Here is a 24,238-nt window from a genome sequence, read left to right as displayed (position 1 = left end):
CTTGCTCCCCTCCGGAGCGAACCTGATTCGCGGCTGCAAACCGCGGAAATATTGCCGTTCCATGTCCAAGCCGCTTCTGGGAGCGGTAACAGGATGATCGTCCATTACGCCGACAATCAAATTTGTGAAATATGAAAATTGATTTCATATCTGCATTTCTGTTAGGCGATGTTGTCATAGGCGTGACGCGGCCATCCAGAAGCGGCGTTGCAGAGGAAGAGTATGACGGGAAAGCCACGCTATCAGGCTCCGGCCCTTACCAAGGGGCTGGAAATACTTGAGTTGCTCGCAAGTGCAAGCGACCCCCTGATAATGTCCGACATATCGACGGCACTCGGTCGCTCCGTCAGCGAGATTTTCCGGATGTTGCAGGTGCTTGAAGAGCATGGATATATTGCGCGGGCGGACGAAGGTTATCGGCTGACCAACCGCCTCTTCACCCTTGGCATGAGCCAGCCGCCGATCCGCGATCTTGCTTCCACCGCACTGCCGGTGATGCAGGATCTGGCGCGCAAGGCGGGGCAAAGTTGCCATCTGGCGGTCGCTTCCGGCGCAGAAATGGTGGTCATCATTGCCATCGAGGCACCTGGGCTCTCGGGCTTTGCCGTGCGGGTGGGCTATCGCAGGCCGCTGCATCGGTCCAACTCGGGCCGCATTCTTCTCGCGTTCCAGTCACCCGAAGCGCGCGCGGCCATGCTGGAGGATATTCGCGCCGCCGGAGAGACGCTGGACATCGGCGAACTGACCGGAAGACTGGATGCCGCCGTCGCGGCGGGCGGCGCGATCGCGCCCAGCCCGATGCTGACGGGCATCACCGACCTTTCCGCGCCCGTACTTGTCGGCGGTGTGGCTCGGGCGGCACTGACGATGCCCTTCGTCGATGGTGCCGCCAACCGCGCTTCCATGGAAGCATGCGGTCTGCTGGTGCGCGACGCCGCTGCCGCGATCGGCGATGCGATGTCGCCAATCCGCCCCGTCCCACCCCAAGATCTGGACTGATCCGTGACGATGAAGCGCCTCTTACCGCTGTTGCTGATGTTCGCCAGCGGAAATGCCCTTGCTGCACCGGGCGAATACCAGAGTTCGCCCGAGCGGCGCACGGTGACGGAGAAGGACTGGGGTCCGTGGCTTGGCCCTTTCCGCGCCCGCCTTGTGCCCAGCCTGATGCAGGATTTCGGGGAGCGGTATCTCTACGCGCCCGCCAATGCCGCCCTGCCGCCGCCCGCGCGCGATGAGCATCGCGTGGTGTTCCTGGGAGATTCCATTACCGATCGCTGGAACCTTGCCGCCAGCTTCCCCGGCAAGCCTTATGTGAACCGAGGCATCGGCAGCCAGGTGACGTCGCAGATGGTGCTGCGCTTCCATCAGGACGTGATCGCGTTGAAGCCGCGCGCGGTAGTAATACTTGCCGGAATCAACGACGTGCAGGGCTTTCTGCAACACGAAACGCCCGAGCAGATCGAGGCCAACTGGGAGACCATGGCAGATCTGGCCGACGCGCACCGCATTCGCGTGGTGTTCGGCTCAATCCTGCCGGTCAACGACTATACCGAGGCGGCGAGGGACGTGGTCAGGGAGCGCCGGCCCGATGAACTGGTGGCCCTCAACGCATGGCTGCGCGCATTCTGCGTGCAGCGCGGCTATGCCTTCGCCGATTACCATGCTGCCATGATCGACCAGAAGGGCCTGATGAGGGCCGCCTATACGCAGGACGGCGTGCATCCGCTGGCGAATGGCTATGCCGTGATGGCGCCGATTGCCCAGCGCGCGATCGACCGGGCACTGCGCAAATGACGAGGACCTGATGCTGCGAACGATGACTTTTGCCTGCCTGCTGGCGCTTGGCACCCCGGCGCTGGCGGAGACGACGGTGCCGGGCGATCCCCATGCAGGCGACCCCGTCGGCATCGTCGCCGACCCCTGCCCCGTCCATCCCCGGCCCGGCGACGAAGCGGCGTGGAAGATGTGGAACCTCCACATGCTGACCCGCGATTTCGGGCAACTGTGCCGTTATGCCGCCGACGACAGGGCGCTGGCGGGCACGAAGGTACGCGCGGTGTTCATGGGCGATTCCATCACCGACAACTGGATCAACCTCGATCCGCAGATGTTCACCGCCGGCATTGTCGATCGCGGGATCAGCGGGCAGACCACGGCGCAGATGCTGGTCCGTTTCCGCGCGGACGTGATCGCGCTGAAGCCGCAGGCGGTACACATCATGGCCGGCACCAACGACGTCGCGGGCAACACCGGCGCGGCGACGATGGAAACCGTGCTGGGCAACATCCAGAGCATGGCGGAACTGGCCCGCGCGCACGGCATCCGGGTCATCATCGGCTCCGTCCCGCCCGCCGGCGCCTTTCCGTGGAGCCCGGGCAAACAGCCTGCGCCGCAGATCGCCGCGATGAACCGGTGGCTGGCCGACTATGCGCGCCGCAACGGCTTCATCTTCGTCGATTACCACTCCGCCATGGCGCAGGCCGACGGCGCGATGAAGCCGGGCCTCTCGACGGACGGGGTCCATCCCACTGCAGAGGGTTACGCCATCATGCGCCCGCTGGCGATGCAGGCGATCGATACTGCCTTGAAGGACACGAAATGACACTGTTCGGACGCCGTTCTTTCCTGGCTGGAACCGCTGCGCTGGGTCTTGCCCGTGCGGCGCGCGCCGCCAGCCCGATGGGCACCATGCGCGGCCCGGTGCAGGCCAGTTGGCCTTCGCTTGTCAGCAATTACCGCTATCCCGACTGGTTCCGCGATGCAAAGCTGGGGATGTGGTCGCACTGGGGGCCGCAGTCGGTCCCGGCGCAAGGCGACTGGTATGGTCGCTTCATGTACATGCAGGGCCATCCGATGTACGAACATCACCTGAAAACTTACGGGCATCCGTCAGTCGCCGGGATGAAGGACATCCAGAACCTGTGGACCGCCGACAGGTGGGAGCCGGATGCCCTGATCGCCCGCTACAAGAAGGCCGGCGCGAAGTATTTCATGGCGCTGGCCTGCCATCACGACAATCTCGACTGCTACGACAGCCGCTATCACGCCTGGAACAGCCTGCGTGTGGGCCCGAAGAAGGACATCGTCGGCATCTGGGAAAAGGCGGCGCGGCGTGGCGGGCTGAAGTTCGGCGTGTCCAACCATGCTGCTCACGCCTGGCACTGGTACCAGCCCGCCTACGGCTACGATCCGGTCGGCCCGAAGCAGGGCCAGCGCTACGATGCATTCCGCCTGCGCAAGGCGGACGGCAAGGGCCTGTGGTGGGAGGGGCTGGACCCGCAGGAGCTTTACACCGGCGGCCATGCCGTACTGCCCGACGGCATCGACACTATCGAGGCAATGGACAAGTGGCATGACGCCAACAACGGCCAGTGGATCGAAACGGGGCCAAAGGACGATCCCGCCTATGTCACCCGCTGGCTGCTGCGCCAGACGGACCTGGTTCAGAAGTACAAGCCCGACATGGTCTACATGGACGATCACGAACTGCCCTTCGGCCCGGTCGGGCTGGAAGCTGCGGCGGACTACTACAACCGCTCGATCGAGTGGCACGGCAAGATCGACGTGGTGCTGACCGGCAAGCAGCTGAAACCCCATGCCCGGTTCGGCATGGTGGCCGATGTGGAGCGCGGCTTCACCGACCATTTGTGGGACGAACCGTGGCAGACCGACACCTGTATCGGTGACTGGTTCTACAACGAAGCGCGCCTTCACGACAAAAGCTACAAAAGCGCGGAAGAAGTCATCCAGCGGCTGGCCGACGTCGTATCGAAGAACGGCAACCTGATGCTGTCCATCCCGCAGCCGGGCGACGGATCGATCGACAGCGAGACCGAAAAGGTGCTGGACGGCATGGCCGGATGGATGGTCCACGGCGGCGAGGCGATCTTCGGATCGCGGCCGTGGCGCAAATATGGCGAAGGCCCGACCCAGTTGGTCGCGGGCATGCAGAACGAGGAGAAGGCCAAGCCGTTCACCGCGCAGGACATCCGCTTCACTACCAACAAGGGCGCGCTTTATGCGTTGTTCCTGGGACGGCCCGGCGGCAAGGCGACCATCCGATCCCTACCGCGAAACAATGCCACTGGCCGGGTGGAGCGGGTGACGCTGCTGGGCGGCGGCCCGGTCCCCTTCCAGCAGGACGGCGCGGGCTTGCACCTCGACCTGCCGCGCGACACGGGCTTCGTGCCTGCCCTGCGCATCGACGGCCACGGGATCGTCTAGCGCAGGGCGAGGGGAACCGCCGTCAGAACTTCGCTTCGAAACTGAGGCCGAAGGTCCGTGGATCGGTGAGCAGGCCGCGCGTGCGTCCATCGAAGTCGAGGAAGAAGACCGCAGGCTTCTGGACGTCGAAGATGTTCGACACCAGCAGGTATGCGCCGAAGTTCTCGCCCTGCCAGCCCAGCTTTGCATTCACCAGAGTGCGGCCCGGCAGGTCGCGGAACGCCTGCGCCACAGTGTCCTGATAGACCGCGCTGCGATAGTTGGCGTTGACGTTGGCCGTGACCCCGCTCGGGTGCCGCCAGGTGGCTCCGCCCGACAGCGTCCAGCGCGGGGCATTGGCGAATTCGTTGCCCTGCGCGCTGGCGGACAGTTCGCCGACGGTCACGTTGAAATCGGTGAACTTCGTGTTGCTGTAGCCTGCACCGGCGTAAAGGTTGAGCGTATCGGTAGGGCGTCCGCTCAATTCCAGTTCGAAGCCGTAAAGGCGTGACTTGCCCGCGTTCACCGTCTGGGTATCGAACACCGCCCCGGGGCTGAGGCGCACCGCCACCTGCTGGTCGGTCCAGTCGATCCAGTAGGCATTGGCATTCACCGTCAGTCTCCGGTCCAGCCATTCGGATCGCAGGGCGACTTCGTAGTTCCAGGTATGCTCCGGCCCGAACGAATAGGCTTCGCCGCGCTGCTGGTTGAGGCCGGCCCCGCCCGCGCGATACCCGCGCTGCGCCGTGAAACTGAGCGCCAGATCGTCGGTGAAGTCGTATGTCAGGCCCAGCTTGGGCAGCCATGCATCGTAGCTGATCTTGCGGCGGGGATCGATGACCGTGGCGTTGGCCGCAGTCTGCCGCAGCAGTGCGTTGAGCTGGGTGACGATGGGGGCCAGCGCCGGGATCGGCAGATTGGCCGGATCGGGCAAGTCCCGGTCGATCACCACCGTCTGCGTCGATCCCCGGTCCTGCATCTCATGATCGTAGCGCAGGCCCGCCCTCAGCTTGAGCCGCTGCGTTATCGGGAATGTAAGGTCGGTGAACCCCGCGTAATTCTTCGTCACGCGCGGTTGCGAGAGGCTGTTCCGGATCGGCGCCTGGTTGTTGTAGAGGCCGATCACGGTGTTCACCGTCGACTGCGGCAGACCCAGCGCCAGCAGTTGCCGGTCAACCCCAAGGCGCGTCAATTGCAGCACCTGCGTCGCTTCGAAGAAGTAATCGCTGTTGTCTTCGCGCAGGTAATACCCGCCGACAAGGCCCTGCACCCAGCCAAGGTCCAGGCTGAGGCGCAGTTCCTGCTGCAGCGTCTTGGTGGGGTCGGTGATGCGGCTGGTCTGGCCCGGATCGGCGTTGCGCCCCGGATCGGTCAGCGAGCGGTACAGGATCTTGCTGTAGTTCGTGACCGCATTGAGCGCGAAGCCCCCGCCCAGATCGTAGCCGATGTCCAGCGTGCCGATGTCGCTTCTGGTCGACTGCCGGTCCATGACGTCCTCGGTCGCAACGCGGTCGCGGATGGCGTAAGGGGCGTCGAACTCGCTGTACATGGTGCCGCGCTGGTGGCGGTCGTGCATGTAAGTTGCGACCACGCGCAGGCCCGGAATGGCCGTAGGCGTGAACAGCAGCTTGCCGCGGAAAGTCTCGGACTCCCGGCGGTCGGCGTCCTTGTTGGTGGTGGTGTTGAAGATCAGCCCGTCGGAACGGACGACTTCCCCCGCAACGCGGAAGGCAAGCTGGTCGGCAATGATCGGGCCGCCGATCGCGCCGCCAAGCCGCCGTTCGCCTGTCTTGTCCGTCATCAGCGCGCGGGCCTTGCCGGTCCAGTGATACGTGGGGTCGGCAGTCCGGATTACCACCGCGCCTGCAAGGGCATTCCGGCCTTGTACGGTGGACTGCGGGCCACGGAACACTTCGACCTGCGCGATGTCGTAAAGGTCGAGCGGCCCCGCCGTCAGCGCCGATCGGGGCAGCACCGCGCCGTCAAGATAGACGCTCGCCAGCGCGCCGTCACCGCCGCCGGACACGTTGAACGCGTCGATGCCACGGATCGAGAAACTGTCCCGTCGCCCGTTGACCGCAAGATTGGGCGTGCGTTCCAGCACGTCGTACACGCTGTTGAGGTTCTGCGCTGCGATCGTTTCGCTCGTCACGACCTGAACGCTGGCCGGCGTGTCCTGAAGTGTGCGGTTGGTCTTTTCGCCCGTCACGACGATCTCGTTGTCGTCACCGTTGGCAGATGCGGCACCGGGCGCCGATTGGGCATAAGCGGTGTTGGATCCGGCAAGCATCAGCATCGCCAGCAAAGGTCGCACGTAATTCATGACATTCCCCCTGAATGTTGCTGGCCGGTTAAGATGGATACCTATTGCGAGTCAATAGCATTATAGCTAACAGACGACTGAGGGGGACGCGAATGGGGATCTTCATGACGATCAGTGCCGCACTGATGGCGTCGCTGGCTGGCCTGCTGGTGCTGTGGCACGGGTGGAAGCACGGGGCGGATATGCGCATGCGTACCGCCATGGCGCTTGGCCTGTGGGCAGCATCGACCGCGCTCTGGACCTTGCAGTTCGGTGCCGAGGTCGGGATTCCGCTGGCTCTGGAAACAGCGGCGCTGGTCGCCTTCGGGTTCATCCTAAGCCGCATGGAACGCCGGATGGAGCGTCCGGCACGGGAACGCACTGCCGCCCTTCCCGCTGTATCGCGCCGCCGCTATGTGGTCGGGACGATGCGCGTGCTGGTGGCGGGGCCGCTGGGCCTGATCGCGGCGATGGGCATCGCCGTCGTCGTCGCCACCCGCTCGCCCATGGCGGAGCAGACGCGCCTGATTTTGGCCGGCCTGATCGTGCCGACGCTGTGGGCCATCGGCATCGGCTGGGTCGTATGCCAGCGGCGACTGCCCGTGCAGGCGGCCTCGTTCGCGGCACTGGGTGCAGCGGGCATCGGCCTCACCTTTCTGGCGGGAGCCTGAGCCATGGCGCGTTTCAGGATTTCCAACGCCTTCACCCGCGCGATGCTGGACGGTCACGGCCTGATCGGCGTGATCTTCGGCGCGGTGATCTACATTCTTTGCCTGTCGGGCTCGCTCATCGTACTGGTCGATCAGCTGACGATATGGGAACGCCCGCAGGCGCCCATCGTGCGCGACGTGACGCCCGACATGCTCCAGCGGGTAAGCGAGGACGCCTATGTCCGCGCAAAAGCTGCGGGCGTGGCGCACGACCTCTTCATCAACGCGCCCACGCCTGAACTGCCGCTGCTCAACATCTATGCCTATGGCGAAGGTGGCGAGGCAGGCAATCACCGGGAATGGAGCGCCGATGCCGCTGGCCGGCTTGGCCCCGGCACGGACGTGCCATGGGTTGAATTCGTGCAGACCCTGCACTTCAACCTGACCGTTCCCGGCGCGCTTGGACGGTACGTCGTGGGGATATTCGGCACCCTGCTGCTGGCCAGCCTGTTCACCGGCATCCTGGCGCACCGACGCATCCTGAAGGACGCATTCCGTCTTCGCTGGGGTGGAAGCCGGCGGCTTACCAACGCCGACCTGCACAACCGCATCGGCGTATGGGCGCTGCCGTTTCACCTCATCGTATCGCTGACCGGCTCGTTGCTCGGGCTTTCGGGGCTGATCATCTTCGGCCTCGCGATGGTCGCCTTCAAGGGCGACCAAACCCGTGCCATTGCCTCCCTGCTTGGCCCGCAGGCGACCGAGGACAGCCGCCCTGCGCCGGTCCCGGACATCCGCCCGATGCTGGTGACCATAAACGCCGAGACACCGGGCGCGCGGGTCAGCCAGTTGCGGATCGAGCATGTCGGCACCGCCGGTCAGCAGGTGACCGTCTCCGTCGCCGCGCCCGGCCATCTGACACGCGCAGAAAGCTATATCTTCAGCCCGGACGGCACCCTGAAGCAGAAGGCCGGGTTCACTGACGGCAATGTCGGCATGCGCATCTACGGAATGCTGACGCCGCTGCACTACGGAACTTACGGCGGGCTGCCGCTCAAGGTCATCTATGCGCTGCTGGGTGGTGGCCTGACGCTGATCGCGGCCACCGGAGGGAACGTATGGCTGGCGCGCCGCCGCGATCAGGGCCGGGCAGCCCCGCGCCTCGAGCGGCTGTGGGCGGGCATTCTGTGGGGCCAGCCGCTGGCTCTAGCGCTGGCCGCGGTCGGGGAAGTCACGGGCGTGGCCACGGCGCTGCCGGTCTACTGGAGCGCCGTGCTGCTGGTCTGGGTCGTGGTCCTCGCCGTGCCCTCGGCGGGACGGTCTGCGGCTTTATTGCGCATCGCGACGGCGGTAACGCTGCTGGCGCTTGCGGGCCTGCACATGGCGCGCTGGGGCCTGCCGGGGGCCATATCCGTCGCGGTGGACATGCTGTGGGTCGTGATGGCGCTTGCGATGATCTGGGCGGACCGGAGCGCCTTGTCACCCCGAACCGCCCGCACCCCCGATGCTGCGCCCTCCGTGCCGCAGGTCTAGAAATAATATCCGAAGATCATCATGAACGCGGCCTTCCACTTGTCGTCGCCGCCCTGCGCCGCTCCCGAGGTGTACTGCCCGGCGCCGACGAAGGGATCATTTCGGCCCAGCAGAAACTCCGAGAACACCTTGATCCGCCCCTTGTCCTTGGACGTCCATACCGCGCCCAGGTCGAAACGCTCGCTGTCCTTGAAGCCCGCCGCATCCTTCATGAACCGGCCATAGTTGGCATAGACGTAGACATCGAAAGGGAACTTGCCTGTCTTCACCGTGCGCCCCACTTCGCCAAAGGCGTAAGTGCCCTTCGCGGCGATGTTGTAGCTGGCGTCAAATCCGCTGACGGTGATGATGTCGTTGCGGCCAGGGTTGCGCGGGTCGATGTCCTGCCGGGCCACCAGCGCCTTGCCGCTCCACGGCCCATGCGAACCCGTCAGGCTGAACGCGAACAGGTGCTTGCTGCCGTCCCGCCCGGTATCGAAGTTGTGGATGCTGGACACCCATCCCGAAGCAGTGGCCTTCAGCGTGGTGTCGGCGCCGTTCACCAGCGCGTACTGGACGTTGCCGATCACCATGTTGCGCTCGTCGTTCTGCGACCCGTCGGGCACGTAGCTGTCGGCACGGGCGATGTTGGTGGAATAGCGCGCACCGTCGCGGCTTATGCCCATGACCGCAGGGCCGCTGCCGGGGAAGAAGCCCAGTTCCACCCTGAGGTCGGAAGTCTGCTTCCTGTATTTGATGCCCAGGTTGTAGACTTCCTCCATCCCGTAGACGAAGCCCAAATCGTCAAGGATCGATCCGCCCCAGTATCGGTCGTCGAACGGCACCGGCTGCACGCCGACGGTGACGCTGTCCTGCTTGCCCAGCTTTGCGCCCGCATAGGCGTACATCAGGAACTGGACTTCGCCCGGATAGCCTTCGTACCCGCCGTTCTTGCCATAGATGAAGCTGGCGCCATAGAAACGGTATTGCGCCGCGCCGAAGAACCTGTCGGAATCGTAGTCCGCCGTCAGCGCCACGGTGTCGAACGACAGATGGCTGGATGTGCGACGCTTGCCCGACCTGCCCACGTCGTTGAACCGCACGTCGGCGCGTCCGCGCACCACCACCCCAAGGTCGAGCCCGGACTTCGCGGCGGGCGTGGCCGGTTCGGCGGGGGCATCGACAGCTTCGTCCGAAACGGTCGCAGCCTGCGTCGCAGCTGGCGCGGATGCCTGAGGCGCTGCGGTGGGAACGGCCGCGACCAGCGCGGCGGGTACGAGAACGGGGAGCATAGGACTCCTTCGCGGCAAACGCCGCCTTGGAAATACAAAAGTGGAGAGAAATCGGCGCGTCAGCGCGTCGGTTTCACCGCGCGTTCGCCTTCGATGGAAAGGCCGTAGCCGGCCAGCGCCACCGGCGTGCGGTGCGTGTTCGTCAGCAGGGTCATCTTCTCGATGCCCAGATCGCTGAGGATCATCGCACCCACGCCATAGTCGCGCAGTTCGTCCATGTCGGCAGGCGACAGCGTTCCCGCCTGCGCCTTCAGCGCCATGGTGAAGCGGTCGTTGCGGGCCCGGTTGATGGCGATGACCACACCCGAGCCTTCCTCTGCGATCATCTCCATCGCCCGCTGCAACACGCCCGACCCGCTTTCGCCCGCGAAGATGTCCGCCAGCGTCGAGATGACGTGCATGCGAACCAGCGTGGGCCGATCGGGGTCGATGGCGCCCTTGACCAGCGCGATCTGTTCCGTCTGCGTCGCGCGGTTGCGGTAGGTGATCGCCTTCCATTCGCCGCCCCACCGGCTGGTGAAGCGGGCTTCGGCGGCGCGCTCCACCAGATTGTCGTGGCGACGGCGGTAGGCGATCAGGTCGCGGATGGTCCCCACTTTCAGCCCGTGCAGCTGCGAGAACGCGACAAGGTCGTCGAGCCGGGCCATCGTGCCGTCGTCGTTCATGATCTCGCAGATCACGCCCGACGGGTTCAGCCCGGCCAGCCGGGACACATCCACTGCCGCCTCGGTATGCCCGGCGCGGACCAGCACGCCGCCTTCCCGCGCGATCAACGGAAAGACATGGCCCGGCGTCACTATTTCGTCGCCGCCCTTGGACCCGTCGATGGCGACGGCGATGGTGCGCGCACGGTCCGCCGCCGAGATGCCGGTGGTGACACCCACCCGCGCCTCGATGGACGTAGTGAAGGCGGTGCCGTACTTCGTTCCGTACTTCGGATCGGGATGCGGCGCCATCAGGCCAAGCCCTAGGTCGCGCACGCGGCCTTCCGTCATGGCCAGGCAGATCAGCCCCTTGCCGTAGCGGGCCATGAAGTTGATCTTCTCGGGCGTGGCCATCTGCGCGGGGATGACAAGGTCGCCCTCGTTCTCGCGGTCCTCGTCATCGACGAGGATGAACATGCGCCCGTTGCGCGCCTCGTCGATGATCTCCTCGGCGCTGGAAAGGAAGCCGTGGCGCGGACGGTCCAGGGTGGCTGTGGTCATGGTTCTCTCCCTTTTCCCTGTCTTATTCCGCCGGGACTGGCTGCGCGCCGCTTTGCGCATTCCGACCCGCGCCCATCGCCAGATAGACCACCGTGGTCACAACCGGCGCGATCAGCCAGCCCACGTCCAGCCCGTTCAGCGCCTTGGCGAAGGGGCCAGTGTAGATGCTGCTGGCAAGGAACGGCAGCTGCACCGCGATGCCCGCGACGTAAGCAGTGGCCGCCTTCATGTCGATCCGGCCATAGATGCCGCCGTCGGCGCGGAAGAACGATTCGATGTCGTAGCGGCCCTTACGGATGAAGTAGAAGTCCACGATGTTGATCGTCGCCCAGGGCGCCAGCACCACCATCAGGCCGATGACGAAACCGATGAAGCGCGGCACGAAATCATCCGCCGAAAGCGTTGCCACGGTCAGGCACCCCGCCAGCACCACGGTAGAGAGCACGACACGCGCCTTGCGGCCCGGCTGCCACGATGCGACGAAGGTCTGCGCCATGGTGATGAGCGACAGCACCGCACCATAGATGTTGAGCGCGTTGTGGCTGATGATGTTGAACACGAACAGCGCCATCAACACCGGCGCGAGCATGCCGGTTGCGCCGCTGACGATCGCCATCGGGTCCGCATCGGCAGGTGCCCCGGCAACGGCCACGGCGCCAAGGATGAACGAAGCGCCCGCTCCCAGCGCAGCCCCTGCGAAGCTGGCAAGGAACGGCGCCTTGATGCCGACGCTGGGCGGCAGGTAGCGCGAATAGTCCGAGGTGTAGCAGGCATAGGAGATGTGCCAGACTGCGGCGAGCGAGAACATCGCCAGCCAGCCGATCATCGATCCGGTGCCCTGCGTCCACAAGCCGCTCGGCATCGCCGCGACCAGATTGGCAAAGGCGAAGACAAGGCCCGCACCCATGAACCACATCCCCACGCGGTTTAGCAGATGGATGACGTTGTAACCCAGGATGCCGATGCCCGCCGCCGCCAGCGCGCAGAGCACTGCCCCCACCGGCAATCCGACGGCGGGCTGCAGCGCGTGAACCGACTTGGCGGCCAGCACGATGTTGGAAATGAAGAACCCGACGTAAAGCATGGTGGCGAAGGCGACGACCAGCAGCGCGCCGTAGCGACCGAACTGGCCCCGGCTCTGGATCATCTGCGCAAGGCCCATCTGCGGCCCCTGTGCGGAACACGCCCCCAGCACCAGCGCGCCGACGAGGTGGCCGAGCACGATCGCAGTGATGCCCCACGTCAGCGGCAGGTGATAGACCTGCACGGCCATGGCGCCTGTGACCACCGGCAGCGGCGCGATATTGGTAGTGAACCACAGCGTGAACAGGTCACGCACTTTGCCGTGCCTGGCGGCCAGCGGCACGAACCCGATGCTGTTTTCCTCGATCACACCCGTGCCTGGGCTGTCGGCGGCTCTTGCCATATTCCGGTTATCCTCTTACACCATCATTCTTGGTATACCATCGGACGGTATTCTTGTATTATCCGAGTCGCAAGAGAAATTTTGGCCCGACGGAACGAGGCCAAGGGAAAAGGATGGACGATGAAGTTCTCGATCTTTCTTCACATGGAACGCTACGACGCTTCGGTTTCGCACCACGCGCTGTTCGAGCAGTTGCTGGAACTGTGCGACATGGCGGAGGCCGGCGGCATGGACAAAGTCTGGATCGGCGAGCACCACGCGATGGAATATACCATCTCGCCGAATCCCATCCCCCTGCTGTCCGCCGTCGCCGGGCGCACGAAGAACATCCGTCTTGGCGCGGGCACCTTCATCGCGCCGTTCTGGCACCCGATCCGGATGGCCGGCGAAGCCGCGCTGCTTGACGTCATCAGCAACGGGCGCGCCGAAGTGGGGCTGGCGCGCGGGGCCTATCAGTTCGAGTTCGACCGCATGCTGAACGGCGAATCCGCGACGGATGGCGGCAAGTACCTGCGCGAAATGGTGCCCCTGCTTCAGCCCCTGTGGGAAGGCGACGTCACCCACGATGGCGACATCTGGAAGTTCCCCGCCTCCACCAGCGTCCCCAAGCCGATCCAGGCCCGGCCGCCCCTGTGGATCGCAGCGCGTGACCCGGAATCGCACAAGTTCGCGGTCGCCAACGGCTGCAACGTCATGGCCACCCCACTGGCCAAGGGCGACGCCGAAGTGGCCGATCTGGTCAACAAGTTCGAGGACGCCATCGCCGACGCGCCGCACATCACCGAGCGCCCGAAGATCATGATCCTGCAGCACGCCCACGTCCACAAGGGCAACGACGACTGGCAGGCGGCTGCGGAAGGCATCTCGTTCTTCTTCCGTTCGTTTGGCGCATGGTTCGTCAACAAGACCGAGGCGGTCAACGGATTCCGCAGCGGCATTCCGCCGGTGAACCCGGAAAAGTTCCCCGAATACGTGCCCGAGACGCTGCGCAAGAACGTGATGATCGGCAAGCCCGACGAACTGATCGAGCGCCTGAAGGGCTACGAGGCTCTGGGCGTCGACGAGTACAGCATCTGGGTGGATAACAGCCTCTCGTTCGAGGAAAAGCGCGATTCCCTGCGCCTGTTCATCGACGAAGTGATGCCGGCGTTCGCCTGACATGCCCAAGGCGTACTGGATCGCCCGGGTCAACGTGACGGACCCGGAAGCCTACGCAGGCTACATGGCGCTCGGCCCCGCCGCCCTGATCGCGGGCGGCGGCAGGCTGCTTTCGCGGGGTGGCCGTTCGGTCGCCCTCGAAGGGCCGGAACCGTTTGAGCGTACGGTGGTGATCGAGTTTCCCAGCATGGAGGCCGCGCTGGCCTGCCATGATGGCCCGCAGTACCGTGCCGCCCGCGACAAGCGGCACGGCGCTGCCGAAGTGGAAATCCTGATAGTCGAAGGACTGGACTGAATGACCGACACCCCGAACCGCCCGCGTGACGGCAAGTTCGAAGCAGGCCTTGCCACCCGCCGCGAAGTGCTGGGCGATGCCTATGTCGACAAGGCGCTGGACGGCGCCGACGACTTCAGCTGGGCGATGCAGGAGCTGACGACCAAATACTGCTGGGACGAGATCTGGAACCGTCCGGGCCTTGACCGTCGCAATCGCTCGATCCTGAACCTGGGCATGATCGCCGCCTTGAATCGCGGGCACGAATTCAAGGCGCACATCCGCGGCGCCCTGAACAATGGCGTGACGCGGGACGAGATCCGCGAGATCCTGCTGCAGATCGCCTGCTACGTCGGCATCCCGGCGGGAGTTGACAGCTTCCGCATGGCGCGCGAAGTCTTCGCCGAAATCGACGCCGCATAGAGCCTTATGCTCTCGGGGGCGGGCTGGCTGGAACCGGCCCCGCCCCCGGGGGTTCCTCGCGCAGCATCAACAATGCGAAAGCGCCGAGATGAAAGCTCTTGTTCCCGCTCTATCCGTTGCACTGCTTGCCGGCGTCGCTGCCCCCGCGGCGGCGCAGAACGGCGATTTCAACCTGACCTACCACGTAGAGCGGACGCCCGCTTCCCGCCTGTCGATCGACAGTTGCGGCCGCGTGGCAGCGCAAGTCGCGCGGCAGGCCAAGCTGACCGCCGACACTCAGAGCTTTCCCGGTCAGCTGGTCACCGTCAAAGGCGGCAGGACCGGCGCGGGCGCCTTCGTGGTGCAGTGCATCGCGGTTGGCACTACCACCGTCAGCGTCGTTCACGGCATGGACTACGGCCAGCGCAAGGCCGCGTTCGGCGCATTCGCGGACCGGACATACGCCGCCCTGAAGGCCACCGCGAAGTAGAAGTAGGCCTGCCCCGGCGGACCGGGGCAGGTATCGTTCAAAGTCCGCCCAGCATCACGTACTTGAGTTCAAGGTAATCCTCGATGCCGTGGTGCGAACCCTCGCGCCCCATGCCCGACGCCTTGATGCCGCCGAAGGGCGCGACTTCAGTGGAGATCGCCGCTTCGTTCAGGCCGACCATGCCGTATTCCAGCGCCCCGGCAACGCGCATCGCGCGCCCGATGTCGCGGGTATAGGCATAGGCGGCCAGACCGAACTCGGTATCGTTGGCCATGGCGATGGCTTCCTGCTCGGTCGTGAAGCGGATCACGGCGGCCAGGGGGCCGAAGGTTTCCTCGCTGGCGACCAGCGCGTCGCGCGGCACATCGGCGATCAGGGTGGGCTGGTAGAACAGCCCGTCCTTTCGCGCGCCGCCCGCCACAAGCCTCCCGCCGCGCCCGATGGCGTCGGCGACATGCTGCTCCACCTTCTCCACCGCGCGCTCGTTGATGAGCGGGCCGATGGTGACGCCTTCGCCAGTGCCGTTGCCCACGACAAGCCCCTCCACCCGCTGGCGCAGACGTTCCACGAAGCGGTCGTGGATGCCGTCCTGCACCAGGAAGCGGTTGACGCAGACGCAGGTCTGGCCGGCGTTGCGGTACTTGCCCAGCATTGCCCCTTCGACCGCCGCATCGACGTCGGCATCGTCAAACACCAGGAACGGCGCATTGCCGCCCAGTTCCAGCGACAGCCGCTTGAGCGTGGGTGCAGCCTGTTCGTAGAGCTTGCGGCCAACCCCAGTGGAACCGGTGAACGACAGCTTGCGCACCACTGCGCTGTCCATGAACGCGCCGCCGATGGCGAAAGCATCGCCGGTGACGACGCTGAACACGCCGCCGGGAATGCCCGCCTCTTCTGCCAGTGCTGCCAGCGCCAGCGCCGTCAGCGGGGTTTCCGGCGCGGGCTTCACCACGATGGCGCATCCTGCGGCCAGCGCCGGTGCGACCTTGCGCGTCACCATCGCCGCCGGGAAGTTCCACGGCGTGATCGCGGCGACGACGCCGACCGGTTCCTTCCAGACCAAGATGCGCTGGTTGCTGCGCGGAGCGGGGATGATCTCGCCATCGATGCGGCGCGCTTCCTCGGCAAACCAGCGCACGAAGCTCGCTGCATAGACAATCTCGCCGCGCGCTTCGGCAAGCGGCTTGCCCTGCTCCGCCGTCAGGATCGCGGCAAGCGCGTCCTGATGCTTCAACAGCAGCGCATGCCACGCTAGCAGCAGATCGGCACGTTCGCCTGCGGGGCGCGCGCGCCATTCGGCCTGCGCCGCTTCCGCGGCGTCGATCGCTGCCTGTGCCTCGGCAGCGCCAAGGTGGGGGACATGGGCGATGACCGCGCCGTTGGCCGGATCAGTGACCGGCAGGGTCTGTTCGCTGCCTGTCCAGTTGCCGCCGACATAGGCGCGGTCGCGATAGGGATGAAGCGACTGGATCGTCATGCCGCGATCTCCGAAACAGCGTGGTTGGTCATCTTGCCGCGGTGGTAGAGCAGCACGCCGCCCTCGGCGCGGTCGATGCGCTGCACCTGCCCGATCAGGATCGCATGGTCGCCGCCTTCGTACTCACGCCATAGCGTGCATTCCAGAACGCAGCTCGCGCCCTTGAGCAGCGGGTTGCCAAGATCGCTCATCCCCCAGTCGAGGGCGGAAACCTTGTCCGCACCCTTGGAGGCGAAGGCCATCGCCAGATCCTGCTGATCCGCTGCAAGGATGTGGATGGCGAAGCGCTGGTTGCGCACCAGATGCGGGTAGGTAGCCGAAGTCAGCGCCGGGCACACCAGCACCAGCGGCGGCTCCATAGACAGCGAGGAGAACGCACTGGCGGTGAAGCCCACCACCGCGTTGTTTTCATCCAGCGTGGTGACGACGGTGACGCCGGAGGGAAACTCGGCCATGGCCTTGCGGAAGTCCGTGGGGTCAACGGTAATCTGGGTCATGTCGCTCACCGCATCACGAAGGGATCGCCCATCGGCTGTTCCGACAGGTTGATCCACACGGTCTTGAGTTCGGTATAGTCGAGCACGGCGTGGATGCCGCCCTCGCGCCCATAGCCGCTGGCGCCATAGCCGCCGATCGGCGCCATGGCGGACACCGCGCGATAGGTGTTCACCCAGACGATACCGGCGTGAACATCGCGCACGAAGCGGTGCGCACGGCCGATGTCGCGGGTCCAGATGCCCGAAGCCAGCGCATACTGCGTGCCGTTGGCGAGAGCCAGCGCCTCGGCATCGTCGCTGAAGCGCATGATCGCGGCCACGGGTCCGAACACCTCGTTCTGAACCACGTCCAGCTGATCGGAATCGCAGGCCAGCAGGGTCGGTTCGTAGTACCAGCCTTCGCGGCCTTCATGGCGCTTGCCGCCGGCAAGGACCACTGCGCCTTCGTCACGCGCGCGGGCGACCATCGTCTCGACGATGCCCAGCTGCTGCTCGGTCGCCATCGGCCCCATGTCGGAGTCGGGATCGAGCGGATCGCCGATGCGGATGCGGCTCATACGCTCGGTCAGAGCGGCGACGAACCGGTCGTAGATGCCGTCCTGCACCAGCAGGCGCGATCCCGCGACGCAGCTCTGGCCGGATGCCGCATAGATGCCCGCGACGGCACCGTTGACGGCACTCTGAAGGTCCGCGTCATCGAACACGATGTTGGCCGACTTGCCGCCCAGCTCCAGCGAGAGCTTGGCGAAGTTTTCGGCGCTGGCGCGGATGACATGGCGCGCGGTGGAAGGGCCGCCGGTGAAGGCGATACGGCGGACCAGCGGATGCTTCGTCAGCGCTGCCCCGGCACTCGGCCCAAGCCCGGTGACCACGTTGACGACGCCGGTGGGGAAGCCAGCTTCCTCTATCAGAGCGGCAAAGCGCAGGATGCTGGCAGAAGCGTGCTCGGACGGCTTAATGACCAGCGTATTGCCTGCGGCAAGTGCCGGGGCCAGCTTGATCGCGGTCAGATAGAGCGGGCTGTTCCACGGAATGATCGCGGCCACCACACCCAGCGGCTCGGGCACGGTAAAGGCCATCATGTCGGCCTTGTCGATCGGCAGGGTGGAGCCTTCCAGCTTGTCTGCCAACCCGCCGCTGTAATGGAAGAACTCGGGAAGATAAGCCAGCTGGCCGCGCGTTTCACGGATGAGCTTGCCGTTGTCCTGCGTTTCCAGTTCGGCCAGTTCGCCGGCGTGCTCTGCCACCAGATCGCCAAGGCGGCGCAGCAGCTTGCCGCGCCCGGTCGCGGTCAGCGAACGCCAGGCGGGGCTGCGGAACGCGGCGTCGGCAGCGCGCACCGCGCGGTCCGCGTCGGCCTCGTCCGCGTCGGGCAGCACCGACCAGACGTTCCCCGTAGCAGGGTTGATCGATTCATACGTGCGGCCGGAAGCGGCGTCGATCCACGCACCGTCCACCAGCATCTGGAATTTTCGTATCGTCATCAGGCCTCTCCGGCAGCTGTCGCGGCGTGGGTCATCGTATCGAGACAGCCCAGCAGCAATGCATTGGTTTCTTCCGGCATCTCCACCGGCATCATATGGCGCGCATCGGGGATCACCACCGCCTTCGCGCCCCGAATGCGGGCGGCCAGCGCGCGCGTCATCGCAGGCGTGGAGCCCACGTCGAACTCGCCGGTCGCGACCACCGTGGGCACAGAGATCTGGTCCAGACGGTCGGCGCCGAAGTTGTCCTGACTGGCGAAAAGGCCATAGGACGTCAGGTAGCCGTGATGGTCGTTGCCCGCCATGTGGTCGCGCAGATCGGCGATGTAGGCGGGGTTCTCGGCACGAAACCGCGGGCTGAACCAGCGCTCGATCGCGGCATCCGCATTGGCGGCGGGACCGGCCAGCCGGACCTCGTCCACCCGCCCAAGGATGGTGGCACGCACATCGTCAGAACGATCGAACACGCCGTTGAGCAGGACCATACCCAGAAGGCGATCGGGATTGCGCAGGGCAAAGGCCCGCGCCACCAGCGCCCCCATCGAGAAGCCGATCAGGATCGCCTTATCGATGGCAAGGTGATCCAGTAGCCCGGCTACCTGGTCGGCATAGTCGTCAAGCCCGGCATCGGCAGCGGGCGCAGGACTGCCGCCGTGCCCCAGCATGTCCAGCGTGACGACGCGGTAGCGGGGCGACAGCGCTGCCTTTTGCGCAGCCCACATCGCCTGCGACAGCCCAACCCCGTGGATCAGGACCACGGGCGGCCCATCGCCGCCCGTGTCCTCATAGGCCGTCGGAAAGGTCCGCGTGGTCACGATCAGCCCTGCGCCGCCTTCTCGGCCGCGATCGCTTCGAGGTCGAGATAGCGGTTGCCGATGCGCGGGTGCACGCGGCCACCGTCGGCAGCGCCCAGCACGATCACGACTTCATCGTCGAGCGGCGCGTCGGAGATCGCGAATTCCTGAGTGATGTAGTGCGACCGCTGGCCTTCGTCGTCCTTGTGCATCATCGGTACCTGGATCGACGTGTTCTGGCCACCGCGCTTGTTGGTGAAGCTGAGATAGGACTTCGCGTTCACCGCCTCGCGGTAGTGGTTGCCGAAGCGCAGCGTGTGGATGAGCGCGGATGCATGTTCGATCTCACCGGCGCCGCCCACGACTGCGGCCTTGCCGTAAGCCTCGATACGGTCGGCCCCGCCGATGGCAGCGGTCAGCTTCTCCACCATGAGAGCGCCAAGATCGGACGCATAGGCGCGGATTTCGGGCTGCAGGTCTTCCACGAAACCGCGACCCGCCCACGGGTTCTTCACCACGGCGGCGACACAGACGGAAGTGACCGGGCGTTCGGCAGCCTTGCCGCCCTCGATCCGGACTTCTTCGATATACGTGACGAGCTTGCGAATCTGCAGCGACATGCGTGCCTCCTTGGAATGTTGTATGGTGGTATACCAGAAGACTGGACACATGCAATGCTTGTTGCCATGAAGATTTCCGGACGTAACTCACGCCCAGTGGAGGAAATTTTGGAAAAGATCGAAGCGCGGCCGCAAACCCTGAGGCAGATCGCGCTGGATCGGGTGCGTGACGCGATCATGGAGGGGCAGATCGCTCCCGGCGAACGGCTGGTGGAACGCACCTTGGGTGACCGTCTCGGCGTCAGCCGCTCCGTCATTCGCGAGGTCATTCGTAACCTTGAATCCGAAGGCCTGGTCGAGAATACCGCCGCCGGTCCGCGCCTGTCCACGATCAGCCCGGAACAGGCGCGCCAGATCTACGAAATCCGGATGCAGCTGGAATCCTCCGCCGTGGCCGCCTGCGCCGAAGCGGCCACCCCCCGCAATGTGGCCGACCTGCGAACGGCCCTCGCCGCCATCGGCGCGGCCCACGATGCCAGAAACCCGGTTGATGCCCTGCGCGCTTCCACCCGCTTCTACGAGATCATCTTCGAAACCGGGGGGCACGACATCGCGTGGGAGATCGTCCAGCGCCTCAACAGCCGTATCAGCCAGATGCGCGCTATGACGCTGTCCGTGGTCGGCCGTCAGGCGGCAGGCCTCGCCAGGCTTTCGCGCATCGTCGATGCCATTGCCAAGAAAGACTCCGCCGCCGCTGCCGAAGCCTGCCGTGAACATGTGGCCGAAGCCGGATCCATTGCCGTGGAGATGCTCAGGAACCGCTGATGCGGCCCTGTCCCTATGCAGGCAGTCCGAGTTGACACGGTGATCGCGGCTCCATAAGGCGAATGATAATCGTTCGCAGGTTTAGCCGCAGTCTCCGATGACAAGTTCCACTATTCGTGCATGGTATCTGGTCCACAAGTGGACCAGCCTTGTATGCACGGTGTTCCTGCTGATGCTGTGCGTCACCGGCCTGCCGCTGATCTTCCATGACGAGATCGACCGGCTGAGCGGCGACGCGCCTGAATACGGTATGCCGGGTGTCGGATCGTCCGGCACCGCGCCGGGCCTGCTGCCGCTTGACGAAATGATGCGCCGCGCGCTGGCCGCCCGCCCCGGCGAAGTGCCGCTGTTCATGGCGTTCGACAACGACAACCCGTCGATGACGATCACCACCGGTCCCCGCCCGGACGCGCCCGGATCGCAGATGACGATCCAGGTCTTTGACCGCTCCACCGGCCGTCGCATCGGGCAGGAGGATGAAAGCGGCGTGATGCACTTCCTGCTCCAGCTTCACACCGACATGTTCCTTGGCCTGCCGGGAATGCTGTTCCTGGGCGCGATGGGCGTTCTGTTCACGGCGGCGCTGGTGTCGGGCGTGGTCCTTTATGCTCCCTTCATGCGCAAACTTGCGTTCGGTACCCTGCGCACGTCACGCAGTGCGCGGCTCAAGTGGATCGATTACCACAACCTCATCGGCATCGTCGCGCTAGCATGGATGACGGTGGTGGGCGTCACCGGCGTCATCAACACGCTGGAAAGCCCGATCAATTCGCTGTGGCAGCGCAACGAACTGGCGGCGATGACGCGGCAGTACGCAGGCAAGGATGCCTTGCCGCCATCGCGCTACGGCTCTCTGGACAAGGCGATGGAACAGGCGCGCAAGGTGCTGCCCGGCAACAACCCGCAGTTCATCGGCTTTCCCGGCGGGCGCTTCAGCTCCGGGCATCACTATGCCGTGTTCTTCCAGGGCGACACTCCCCTGACGGAGCGGCTGCTGACCCCCGCCCTGATCGACGCGCAGACCGGCACCTTCACCGCCGCGCGCACGATGCCGTGGTACAACAAGTCGCTCTCGCTATCGCGCCCGCTGCATTTCGGGGACTACGGCGGCCTGCCGCTCAAGATCCTGTGGGCGGTGCTGGACCTCTTCACGATCGTGGTGCTGGCCAGCGGCATCTACCTGTGGCTTGGCAAGCGCCGCGCCTCTCCCGCCGCGCATGTTCGCGAAGTGGAGAGCGGCGGCGTCGCGGTGCCCGCCGGATGAAGCGGGCACGACAGCCTTTGCGCGTCGTCTTCGCCGCCCCTCTGGCGATCGGCGTCCTGAGTTGCGCCGCGCTTGTCCTGGCGCTGACCGGCGACGGCTGGCGCGATGCGTTTTCCTGGGTCGGCCTTGCCGTGCCCATCCTGACCGTGGCGTGGGCGATGAAGGCCCGACGCTCCTGAACATCCGGCGCACGGCGGGGAACCCGCGCGCAAAAGGGGGATAGATTTCGTGATGCAATACCGCAGCCGCCCGCTTGCCATCCTTATGGCCGGCGCTTCCGCGCTTGTCGCCGTGCCCATGGCAAGCGCGCAGGAAGTCGATCGCGACGAGATCATCGTCACCGCCCAGCGCGAGAACCAGACCGGCGTCACGCACGGCGGCAGCATCGGCGTGCTGGGCGACAAGGCCGCAGAGGACGTGCCGTTCGCGGTCAAGGCCTACAACTCGGCGCTGATCCTCAACCAGCAGCCGCAGACGCTGGGGCAGGTGCTGGACAACGACCCGTCCGTGCGCACCAGCTACGGCTTCGGCAATGCCGCAGAGCAGTTCGTGATCCGGGGTTTCGCGCTGGCGGGCGACGACATCGGCTTTGACGGATTGTACGGCATCACCCCGCGCCAGTTGATCGCTCCAGAGCTTTACGAAAGCGTGCAGGTGCTGAACGGCTCCAGCGCGTTCCTGAACGGTGCGGCGCCCGGCGGCACCGGCATCGGCGGCAGCGTGAACCTCATCCCCAAGCGCGCCGGCGACAAGCCGCTGACGCGCCTGACCGCGAACTACACGTCCAGCGCGCATTTCGGCGGGAGCTTCGATGTGGCGCGCCGGTTCGGATCCGGCGGCGAGTGGGGTGTGCGCATCAACGGTGCGGCCCGGCGCGGCGACGTCGGCATCGACGACGAGTTCCGCAGCGCCTATCTGCTGGGCGGCGCGATAGACTATGATAATGGGCCTCTGCGCCTCTCGCTGGACCTTGCGTACCAGAAGGTGCGAGTGAACCAGCTGCGCCCCAAGCTGACCCTGCCTGCCGCGATCACGTCCATTCCGAAAGTGCCGCGTGCCGCCGCGAATTACGGCCAGCCTTATTACTTCACCAACCTGCGCGACATCTACGGCCAGTTCCGCGCTGAGTACGACCTGTCGGACAACGCGATGGTCTATGCCGCGTTCGGCGCGCGCGACGGATCGGAGGACGGGTTCTACAGCACCCTGACGCTGCTGAACGCGGCCACCGGCGCCGCATCCGTTTCCGGCTCGCGCATCCCGCGCACCGACAACAACGAGGCGCTGCAGGCGGGCCTGCGCGTCAAGCTGGCAGCAGGCGGCGTCACGCACGAGCTGAACTTCGGCGGATCGATAAACTGGCTGGTCAACCGCAACGCGTTCGAGTTCTATCGCGTGTCCAGCGGCACCAACAACATCTACGATCCCGTCACCGTGCCGCAGCCCAGCAGCATCAGCTCTACCGGCGGCAACATGGCTGATCCGTTCCCGATTTCCCGCACGCGGCTTCTGAGCACGTTCGCCTCCGATACCATCGGTGCTTGGGACGACCGGATCCTGCTGACCGCTGGGCTTCGGCTCCAGCAGATCGAGGTGAAGTCCTATTCCAACCAGACCGCGCTGCAGACCGGCGAATACAGCAAGGACGCGATCACTCCGGTGGTCGGGCTGGTAGTCAAGCCGGTGGAGGGCGTATCCCTGTACGCCAACCGCATCGAGGCGCTGGTCCAGGGGGCGACCGCCCCGGCGGTCAGTGGCGGCTACAACATCGTCAACGTTGGCGAAGTGCTGGAACCTTACAAGTCGACCCAGTACGAAGTCGGCGGGAAGCTGACGCTCAGCGCGGTGACGGCAAGCCTGTCGTTCTTCACCACCGAACGGGCGACGCAGATCCTGGTGCCGGTGGCTACGCCCGCCACCTCCGCCCGGTTCGAGGCATCGGGTCGCCAGCGCAACCGGGGCATCGAACTCAGCATTCAGGCCGAGCCGGTCGAAGGGCTGCGCGTCATCGCGGGTGGATCGGTGATCGACGCACGCCTGCGCCGGCAAACCAACGGCCTCAACGAAGGCAACAAGGTGGCGGGCGTCCCGGAATACCTGCTCAACGGCAATGTCGAATGGGACGTGCCGTTCATCCCGGCCTTCACCCTGACGGGCCGGGTCGTACACACCGGCGACCAGCCTGCGAACAACGCCAACACGCTGGAACTGCCCAGCTGGACGCGGTTCGACGTGGGTGCGCGCTATGTCGCGGTGGTGGCGGACAGGCCGCTGACGCTGCGCTTCGGCGTCGATAACGTCGCCAACAAGCGCTATTGGGCATCGGCGTTCGACAGTTCGCGCCCCGATCTGCTGCAGGGCGCGCCACGCACCTTCAAGCTGTCGGCCTCGATAGACCTTTAACCCTCGGCGCCAGCGAAGCG

The 24,238-nt window shown here is 65.4% G+C and carries 23 protein-coding genes; 14 read left to right on the top strand and 9 right to left on the bottom strand.

Annotation, left to right across the window (positions count from 1 at the left end; all coding sequences use genetic code 11):
- Window positions 1-222: 222 nt before the first annotated feature.
- The 4 genes from GGR40_RS07005 to GGR40_RS06990 are packed head-to-tail and all read left to right on the top strand — an operon-like array spanning window position 223 to window position 4,224.
- The gene (locus GGR40_RS07005; RefSeq protein WP_429275497.1) at window positions 223-999 is read left to right on the top strand and encodes an IclR family transcriptional regulator; all 777 of its coding nucleotides are present in this window, start codon (window positions 223-225) and stop codon (window positions 997-999) included.
- Between the two features lie 9 nt (window positions 1,000-1,008).
- The gene (locus GGR40_RS07000; protein ID WP_429275604.1) at window positions 1,009-1,794 is read left to right on the top strand and encodes a GDSL-type esterase/lipase family protein; all 786 of its coding nucleotides are present in this window, start codon (window positions 1,009-1,011) and stop codon (window positions 1,792-1,794) included.
- A gap of 22 nt (window positions 1,795-1,816) precedes the next feature.
- Window positions 1,817-2,602, top strand: coding sequence for an SGNH/GDSL hydrolase family protein (locus GGR40_RS06995; protein WP_429275496.1), 786 nt, complete (start codon window positions 1,817-1,819; stop codon window positions 2,600-2,602).
- Window positions 2,599-4,224, top strand: a complete 1,626-nt coding sequence (locus GGR40_RS06990) for an alpha-L-fucosidase (protein WP_429275495.1) — start codon at window positions 2,599-2,601, stop codon at window positions 4,222-4,224. Before GGR40_RS06995 ends, GGR40_RS06990 begins: the two co-directional genes overlap by 4 nt.
- A 22-nt stretch (window positions 4,225-4,246) precedes the next feature.
- Here GGR40_RS06990 and GGR40_RS06985 read toward each other — a convergent pair whose 3' ends face one another.
- Window positions 4,247-6,526: a TonB-dependent receptor gene (locus GGR40_RS06985; protein WP_429275494.1), complete on the bottom strand. Its 2,280-nt coding sequence runs from the start codon at window positions 6,524-6,526 to the stop codon at window positions 4,247-4,249.
- Window positions 6,527-6,630: 104 nt separating this feature from the next.
- Between GGR40_RS06985 and GGR40_RS06980 the strand changes: the two genes are divergently transcribed.
- Together GGR40_RS06980 and GGR40_RS06975 are read left to right on the top strand one after the other, a co-directional pair.
- Window positions 6,631-7,176 (top strand): hypothetical protein, encoded by a 546-nt coding sequence (locus GGR40_RS06980; RefSeq protein ID WP_429275493.1) that lies wholly within the window; start codon window positions 6,631-6,633, stop codon window positions 7,174-7,176.
- Between the two features lie 3 nt (window positions 7,177-7,179).
- Window positions 7,180-8,688, top strand: coding sequence for a PepSY-associated TM helix domain-containing protein (locus GGR40_RS06975; RefSeq protein ID WP_429275492.1), 1,509 nt, complete (start codon window positions 7,180-7,182; stop codon window positions 8,686-8,688).
- Here the strand turns inward: GGR40_RS06975 and GGR40_RS06970 are convergent.
- From GGR40_RS06970 to GGR40_RS06960, 3 genes are read right to left on the bottom strand one after another with little or no spacing between them, the layout of a single operon-like run.
- The gene (locus tag GGR40_RS06970) at window positions 8,685-9,959 is read right to left on the bottom strand and encodes a hypothetical protein (protein WP_429275491.1); all 1,275 of its coding nucleotides are present in this window, start codon (window positions 9,957-9,959) and stop codon (window positions 8,685-8,687) included. The genes GGR40_RS06975 and GGR40_RS06970 overlap by 4 nt on opposite strands.
- Window positions 9,960-10,018: 59 nt before the next feature.
- A complete protein-coding gene (gene ribB, locus GGR40_RS06965; protein ID WP_429275490.1) occupies window positions 10,019-11,164 on the bottom strand; it encodes a 3,4-dihydroxy-2-butanone-4-phosphate synthase in 1,146 nt (381 codons plus the stop codon).
- 22 nt (window positions 11,165-11,186) lie between these two features.
- A complete protein-coding gene (locus GGR40_RS06960) occupies window positions 11,187-12,590 on the bottom strand; it encodes a purine-cytosine permease family protein (protein ID WP_429275489.1) in 1,404 nt (467 codons plus the stop codon).
- Between the two features lie 120 nt (window positions 12,591-12,710).
- Here GGR40_RS06960 and GGR40_RS06955 point away from each other — a divergent pair, with 120 nt between their 5' ends.
- From GGR40_RS06955 to GGR40_RS06940, 4 genes are all read left to right on the top strand, one after another.
- Entirely contained in the window at window positions 12,711-13,748 is a 1,038-nt protein-coding gene (locus tag GGR40_RS06955; protein WP_429275488.1) for an LLM class flavin-dependent oxidoreductase, read from the top strand.
- Window position 13,749: 1 nt separating this feature from the next.
- Window positions 13,750-14,043, top strand: coding sequence for a DUF1330 domain-containing protein (locus tag GGR40_RS06950; RefSeq protein WP_429275487.1), 294 nt, complete (start codon window positions 13,750-13,752; stop codon window positions 14,041-14,043).
- Window positions 14,044-14,445 carry a carboxymuconolactone decarboxylase family protein gene (locus GGR40_RS06945; RefSeq protein ID WP_429275486.1) on the top strand — a complete coding sequence of 134 codons (402 nt, stop codon included), beginning with the start codon at window positions 14,044-14,046 and terminating at the stop codon, window positions 14,443-14,445.
- A gap of 88 nt (window positions 14,446-14,533) precedes the next feature.
- Entirely contained in the window at window positions 14,534-14,914 is a 381-nt protein-coding gene (locus GGR40_RS06940; protein ID WP_429275485.1) for a DUF6180 family protein, read from the top strand.
- 37 nt (window positions 14,915-14,951) lie between these two features.
- Here the strand turns inward: GGR40_RS06940 and GGR40_RS06935 are convergent, their stop codons facing one another.
- The 5 genes from GGR40_RS06935 to GGR40_RS06915 are packed head-to-tail and all read right to left on the bottom strand — an operon-like array spanning window position 14,952 to window position 19,786.
- Window positions 14,952-16,391 carry an NAD-dependent succinate-semialdehyde dehydrogenase gene (locus GGR40_RS06935; RefSeq protein WP_429275484.1) on the bottom strand — a complete coding sequence of 480 codons (1,440 nt, stop codon included), beginning with the start codon at window positions 16,389-16,391 and terminating at the stop codon, window positions 14,952-14,954.
- Complete coding sequence (locus tag GGR40_RS06930) at window positions 16,388-16,888, bottom strand: flavin reductase family protein (protein WP_429275483.1); 501 nt, start codon at window positions 16,886-16,888, stop codon at window positions 16,388-16,390. Before GGR40_RS06930 ends, GGR40_RS06935 begins: the two co-directional genes overlap by 4 nt.
- Before the next feature lie 5 nt (window positions 16,889-16,893).
- On the bottom strand, window positions 16,894-18,372 hold the full coding sequence (locus tag GGR40_RS06925; RefSeq protein ID WP_429275482.1) for an aldehyde dehydrogenase: 1,479 nt from the start codon (window positions 18,370-18,372) through the stop codon (window positions 16,894-16,896).
- Window positions 18,372-19,187, bottom strand: coding sequence for an alpha/beta fold hydrolase (locus GGR40_RS06920; protein ID WP_429275481.1), 816 nt, complete (start codon window positions 19,185-19,187; stop codon window positions 18,372-18,374). The genes GGR40_RS06925 and GGR40_RS06920 overlap by 1 nt, the downstream gene beginning before the upstream one ends.
- A 2-nt stretch (window positions 19,188-19,189) precedes the next feature.
- Window positions 19,190-19,786, bottom strand: coding sequence for an amino acid synthesis family protein (locus GGR40_RS06915; protein WP_429275480.1), 597 nt, complete (start codon window positions 19,784-19,786; stop codon window positions 19,190-19,192).
- Between the two features lie 108 nt (window positions 19,787-19,894).
- Here GGR40_RS06915 and GGR40_RS06910 point away from each other — a divergent pair, with 108 nt between their 5' ends.
- From GGR40_RS06910 to GGR40_RS06895, 4 genes are all read left to right on the top strand, one after another.
- Window positions 19,895-20,551, top strand: coding sequence for a GntR family transcriptional regulator (locus tag GGR40_RS06910; RefSeq protein ID WP_429275479.1), 657 nt, complete (start codon window positions 19,895-19,897; stop codon window positions 20,549-20,551).
- A 97-nt stretch (window positions 20,552-20,648) separates the two neighbouring features.
- A complete protein-coding gene (locus tag GGR40_RS06905; protein ID WP_429275478.1) occupies window positions 20,649-21,815 on the top strand; it encodes a PepSY-associated TM helix domain-containing protein in 1,167 nt (388 codons plus the stop codon).
- Window positions 21,812-21,994: a hypothetical protein gene (locus GGR40_RS06900; protein WP_429275477.1), complete on the top strand. Its 183-nt coding sequence runs from the start codon at window positions 21,812-21,814 to the stop codon at window positions 21,992-21,994. Before GGR40_RS06905 ends, GGR40_RS06900 begins: the two co-directional genes overlap by 4 nt.
- An 85-nt stretch (window positions 21,995-22,079) precedes the next feature.
- Complete coding sequence (locus tag GGR40_RS06895) at window positions 22,080-24,218, top strand: TonB-dependent receptor (RefSeq protein WP_429275476.1); 2,139 nt, start codon at window positions 22,080-22,082, stop codon at window positions 24,216-24,218.
- Window positions 24,219-24,238 lie beyond the last annotated feature (20 nt).

The sequence above is a fragment of the Novosphingobium gossypii genome (assembly GCF_050433305.1).
Taxonomy (GTDB): domain Bacteria; phylum Pseudomonadota; class Alphaproteobacteria; order Sphingomonadales; family Sphingomonadaceae; genus Novosphingobium; species Novosphingobium gossypii.
The sequence above is the reverse complement of the archived record's forward strand: the minus strand, read 5'-3'. Positions and strand labels throughout refer to the sequence as shown.

Excerpts from the sequence above, each read along its gene's own strand:
- GGR40_RS06955 (WP_429275488.1), top strand. The coding sequence starts at position 12,711 with ATGAAGTTCTCGATCTTTCTTCACATGGAACGCTACGACGCTTCGGTT.
- GGR40_RS06935 (WP_429275484.1), bottom strand. The coding sequence starts at position 16,391 with ATGACGATCCAGTCGCTTCATCCCTATCGCGACCGCGCCTATGTCGGC.
- GGR40_RS06905 (WP_429275478.1), top strand. The coding sequence starts at position 20,649 with ATGACAAGTTCCACTATTCGTGCATGGTATCTGGTCCACAAGTGGACC.
- GGR40_RS06945 (WP_429275486.1), top strand. The coding sequence starts at position 14,044 with ATGACCGACACCCCGAACCGCCCGCGTGACGGCAAGTTCGAAGCAGGC.
- ribB (WP_429275490.1), bottom strand. The coding sequence starts at position 11,164 with ATGACCACAGCCACCCTGGACCGTCCGCGCCACGGCTTCCTTTCCAGC.
- GGR40_RS07000 (WP_429275604.1), top strand. The coding sequence starts at position 1,009 with ATGAAGCGCCTCTTACCGCTGTTGCTGATGTTCGCCAGCGGAAATGCC.
- GGR40_RS06900 (WP_429275477.1), top strand. The coding sequence starts at position 21,812 with ATGAAGCGGGCACGACAGCCTTTGCGCGTCGTCTTCGCCGCCCCTCTG.
- GGR40_RS06980 (WP_429275493.1), top strand. The coding sequence starts at position 6,631 with ATGACGATCAGTGCCGCACTGATGGCGTCGCTGGCTGGCCTGCTGGTG.
- GGR40_RS06940 (WP_429275485.1), top strand. The coding sequence starts at position 14,534 with ATGAAAGCTCTTGTTCCCGCTCTATCCGTTGCACTGCTTGCCGGCGTC.
- GGR40_RS06990 (WP_429275495.1), top strand. The coding sequence starts at position 2,599 with ATGACACTGTTCGGACGCCGTTCTTTCCTGGCTGGAACCGCTGCGCTG.
- GGR40_RS06970 (WP_429275491.1), bottom strand. The coding sequence starts at position 9,959 with ATGCTCCCCGTTCTCGTACCCGCCGCGCTGGTCGCGGCCGTTCCCACC.
- GGR40_RS06915 (WP_429275480.1), bottom strand. The coding sequence starts at position 19,786 with ATGTCGCTGCAGATTCGCAAGCTCGTCACGTATATCGAAGAAGTCCGG.
- GGR40_RS07005 (WP_429275497.1), top strand. The coding sequence starts at position 223 with ATGACGGGAAAGCCACGCTATCAGGCTCCGGCCCTTACCAAGGGGCTG.
- GGR40_RS06925 (WP_429275482.1), bottom strand. The coding sequence starts at position 18,372 with ATGACGATACGAAAATTCCAGATGCTGGTGGACGGTGCGTGGATCGAC.
- GGR40_RS06950 (WP_429275487.1), top strand. The coding sequence starts at position 13,750 with ATGCCCAAGGCGTACTGGATCGCCCGGGTCAACGTGACGGACCCGGAA.
- GGR40_RS06975 (WP_429275492.1), top strand. The coding sequence starts at position 7,180 with ATGGCGCGTTTCAGGATTTCCAACGCCTTCACCCGCGCGATGCTGGAC.
- GGR40_RS06960 (WP_429275489.1), bottom strand. The coding sequence starts at position 12,590 with ATGGCAAGAGCCGCCGACAGCCCAGGCACGGGTGTGATCGAGGAAAAC.
- GGR40_RS06895 (WP_429275476.1), top strand. The coding sequence starts at position 22,080 with ATGGCCGGCGCTTCCGCGCTTGTCGCCGTGCCCATGGCAAGCGCGCAG.
- GGR40_RS06995 (WP_429275496.1), top strand. The coding sequence starts at position 1,817 with ATGACTTTTGCCTGCCTGCTGGCGCTTGGCACCCCGGCGCTGGCGGAG.
- GGR40_RS06930 (WP_429275483.1), bottom strand. The coding sequence starts at position 16,888 with ATGACCCAGATTACCGTTGACCCCACGGACTTCCGCAAGGCCATGGCC.
- GGR40_RS06985 (WP_429275494.1), bottom strand. The coding sequence starts at position 6,526 with ATGAATTACGTGCGACCTTTGCTGGCGATGCTGATGCTTGCCGGATCC.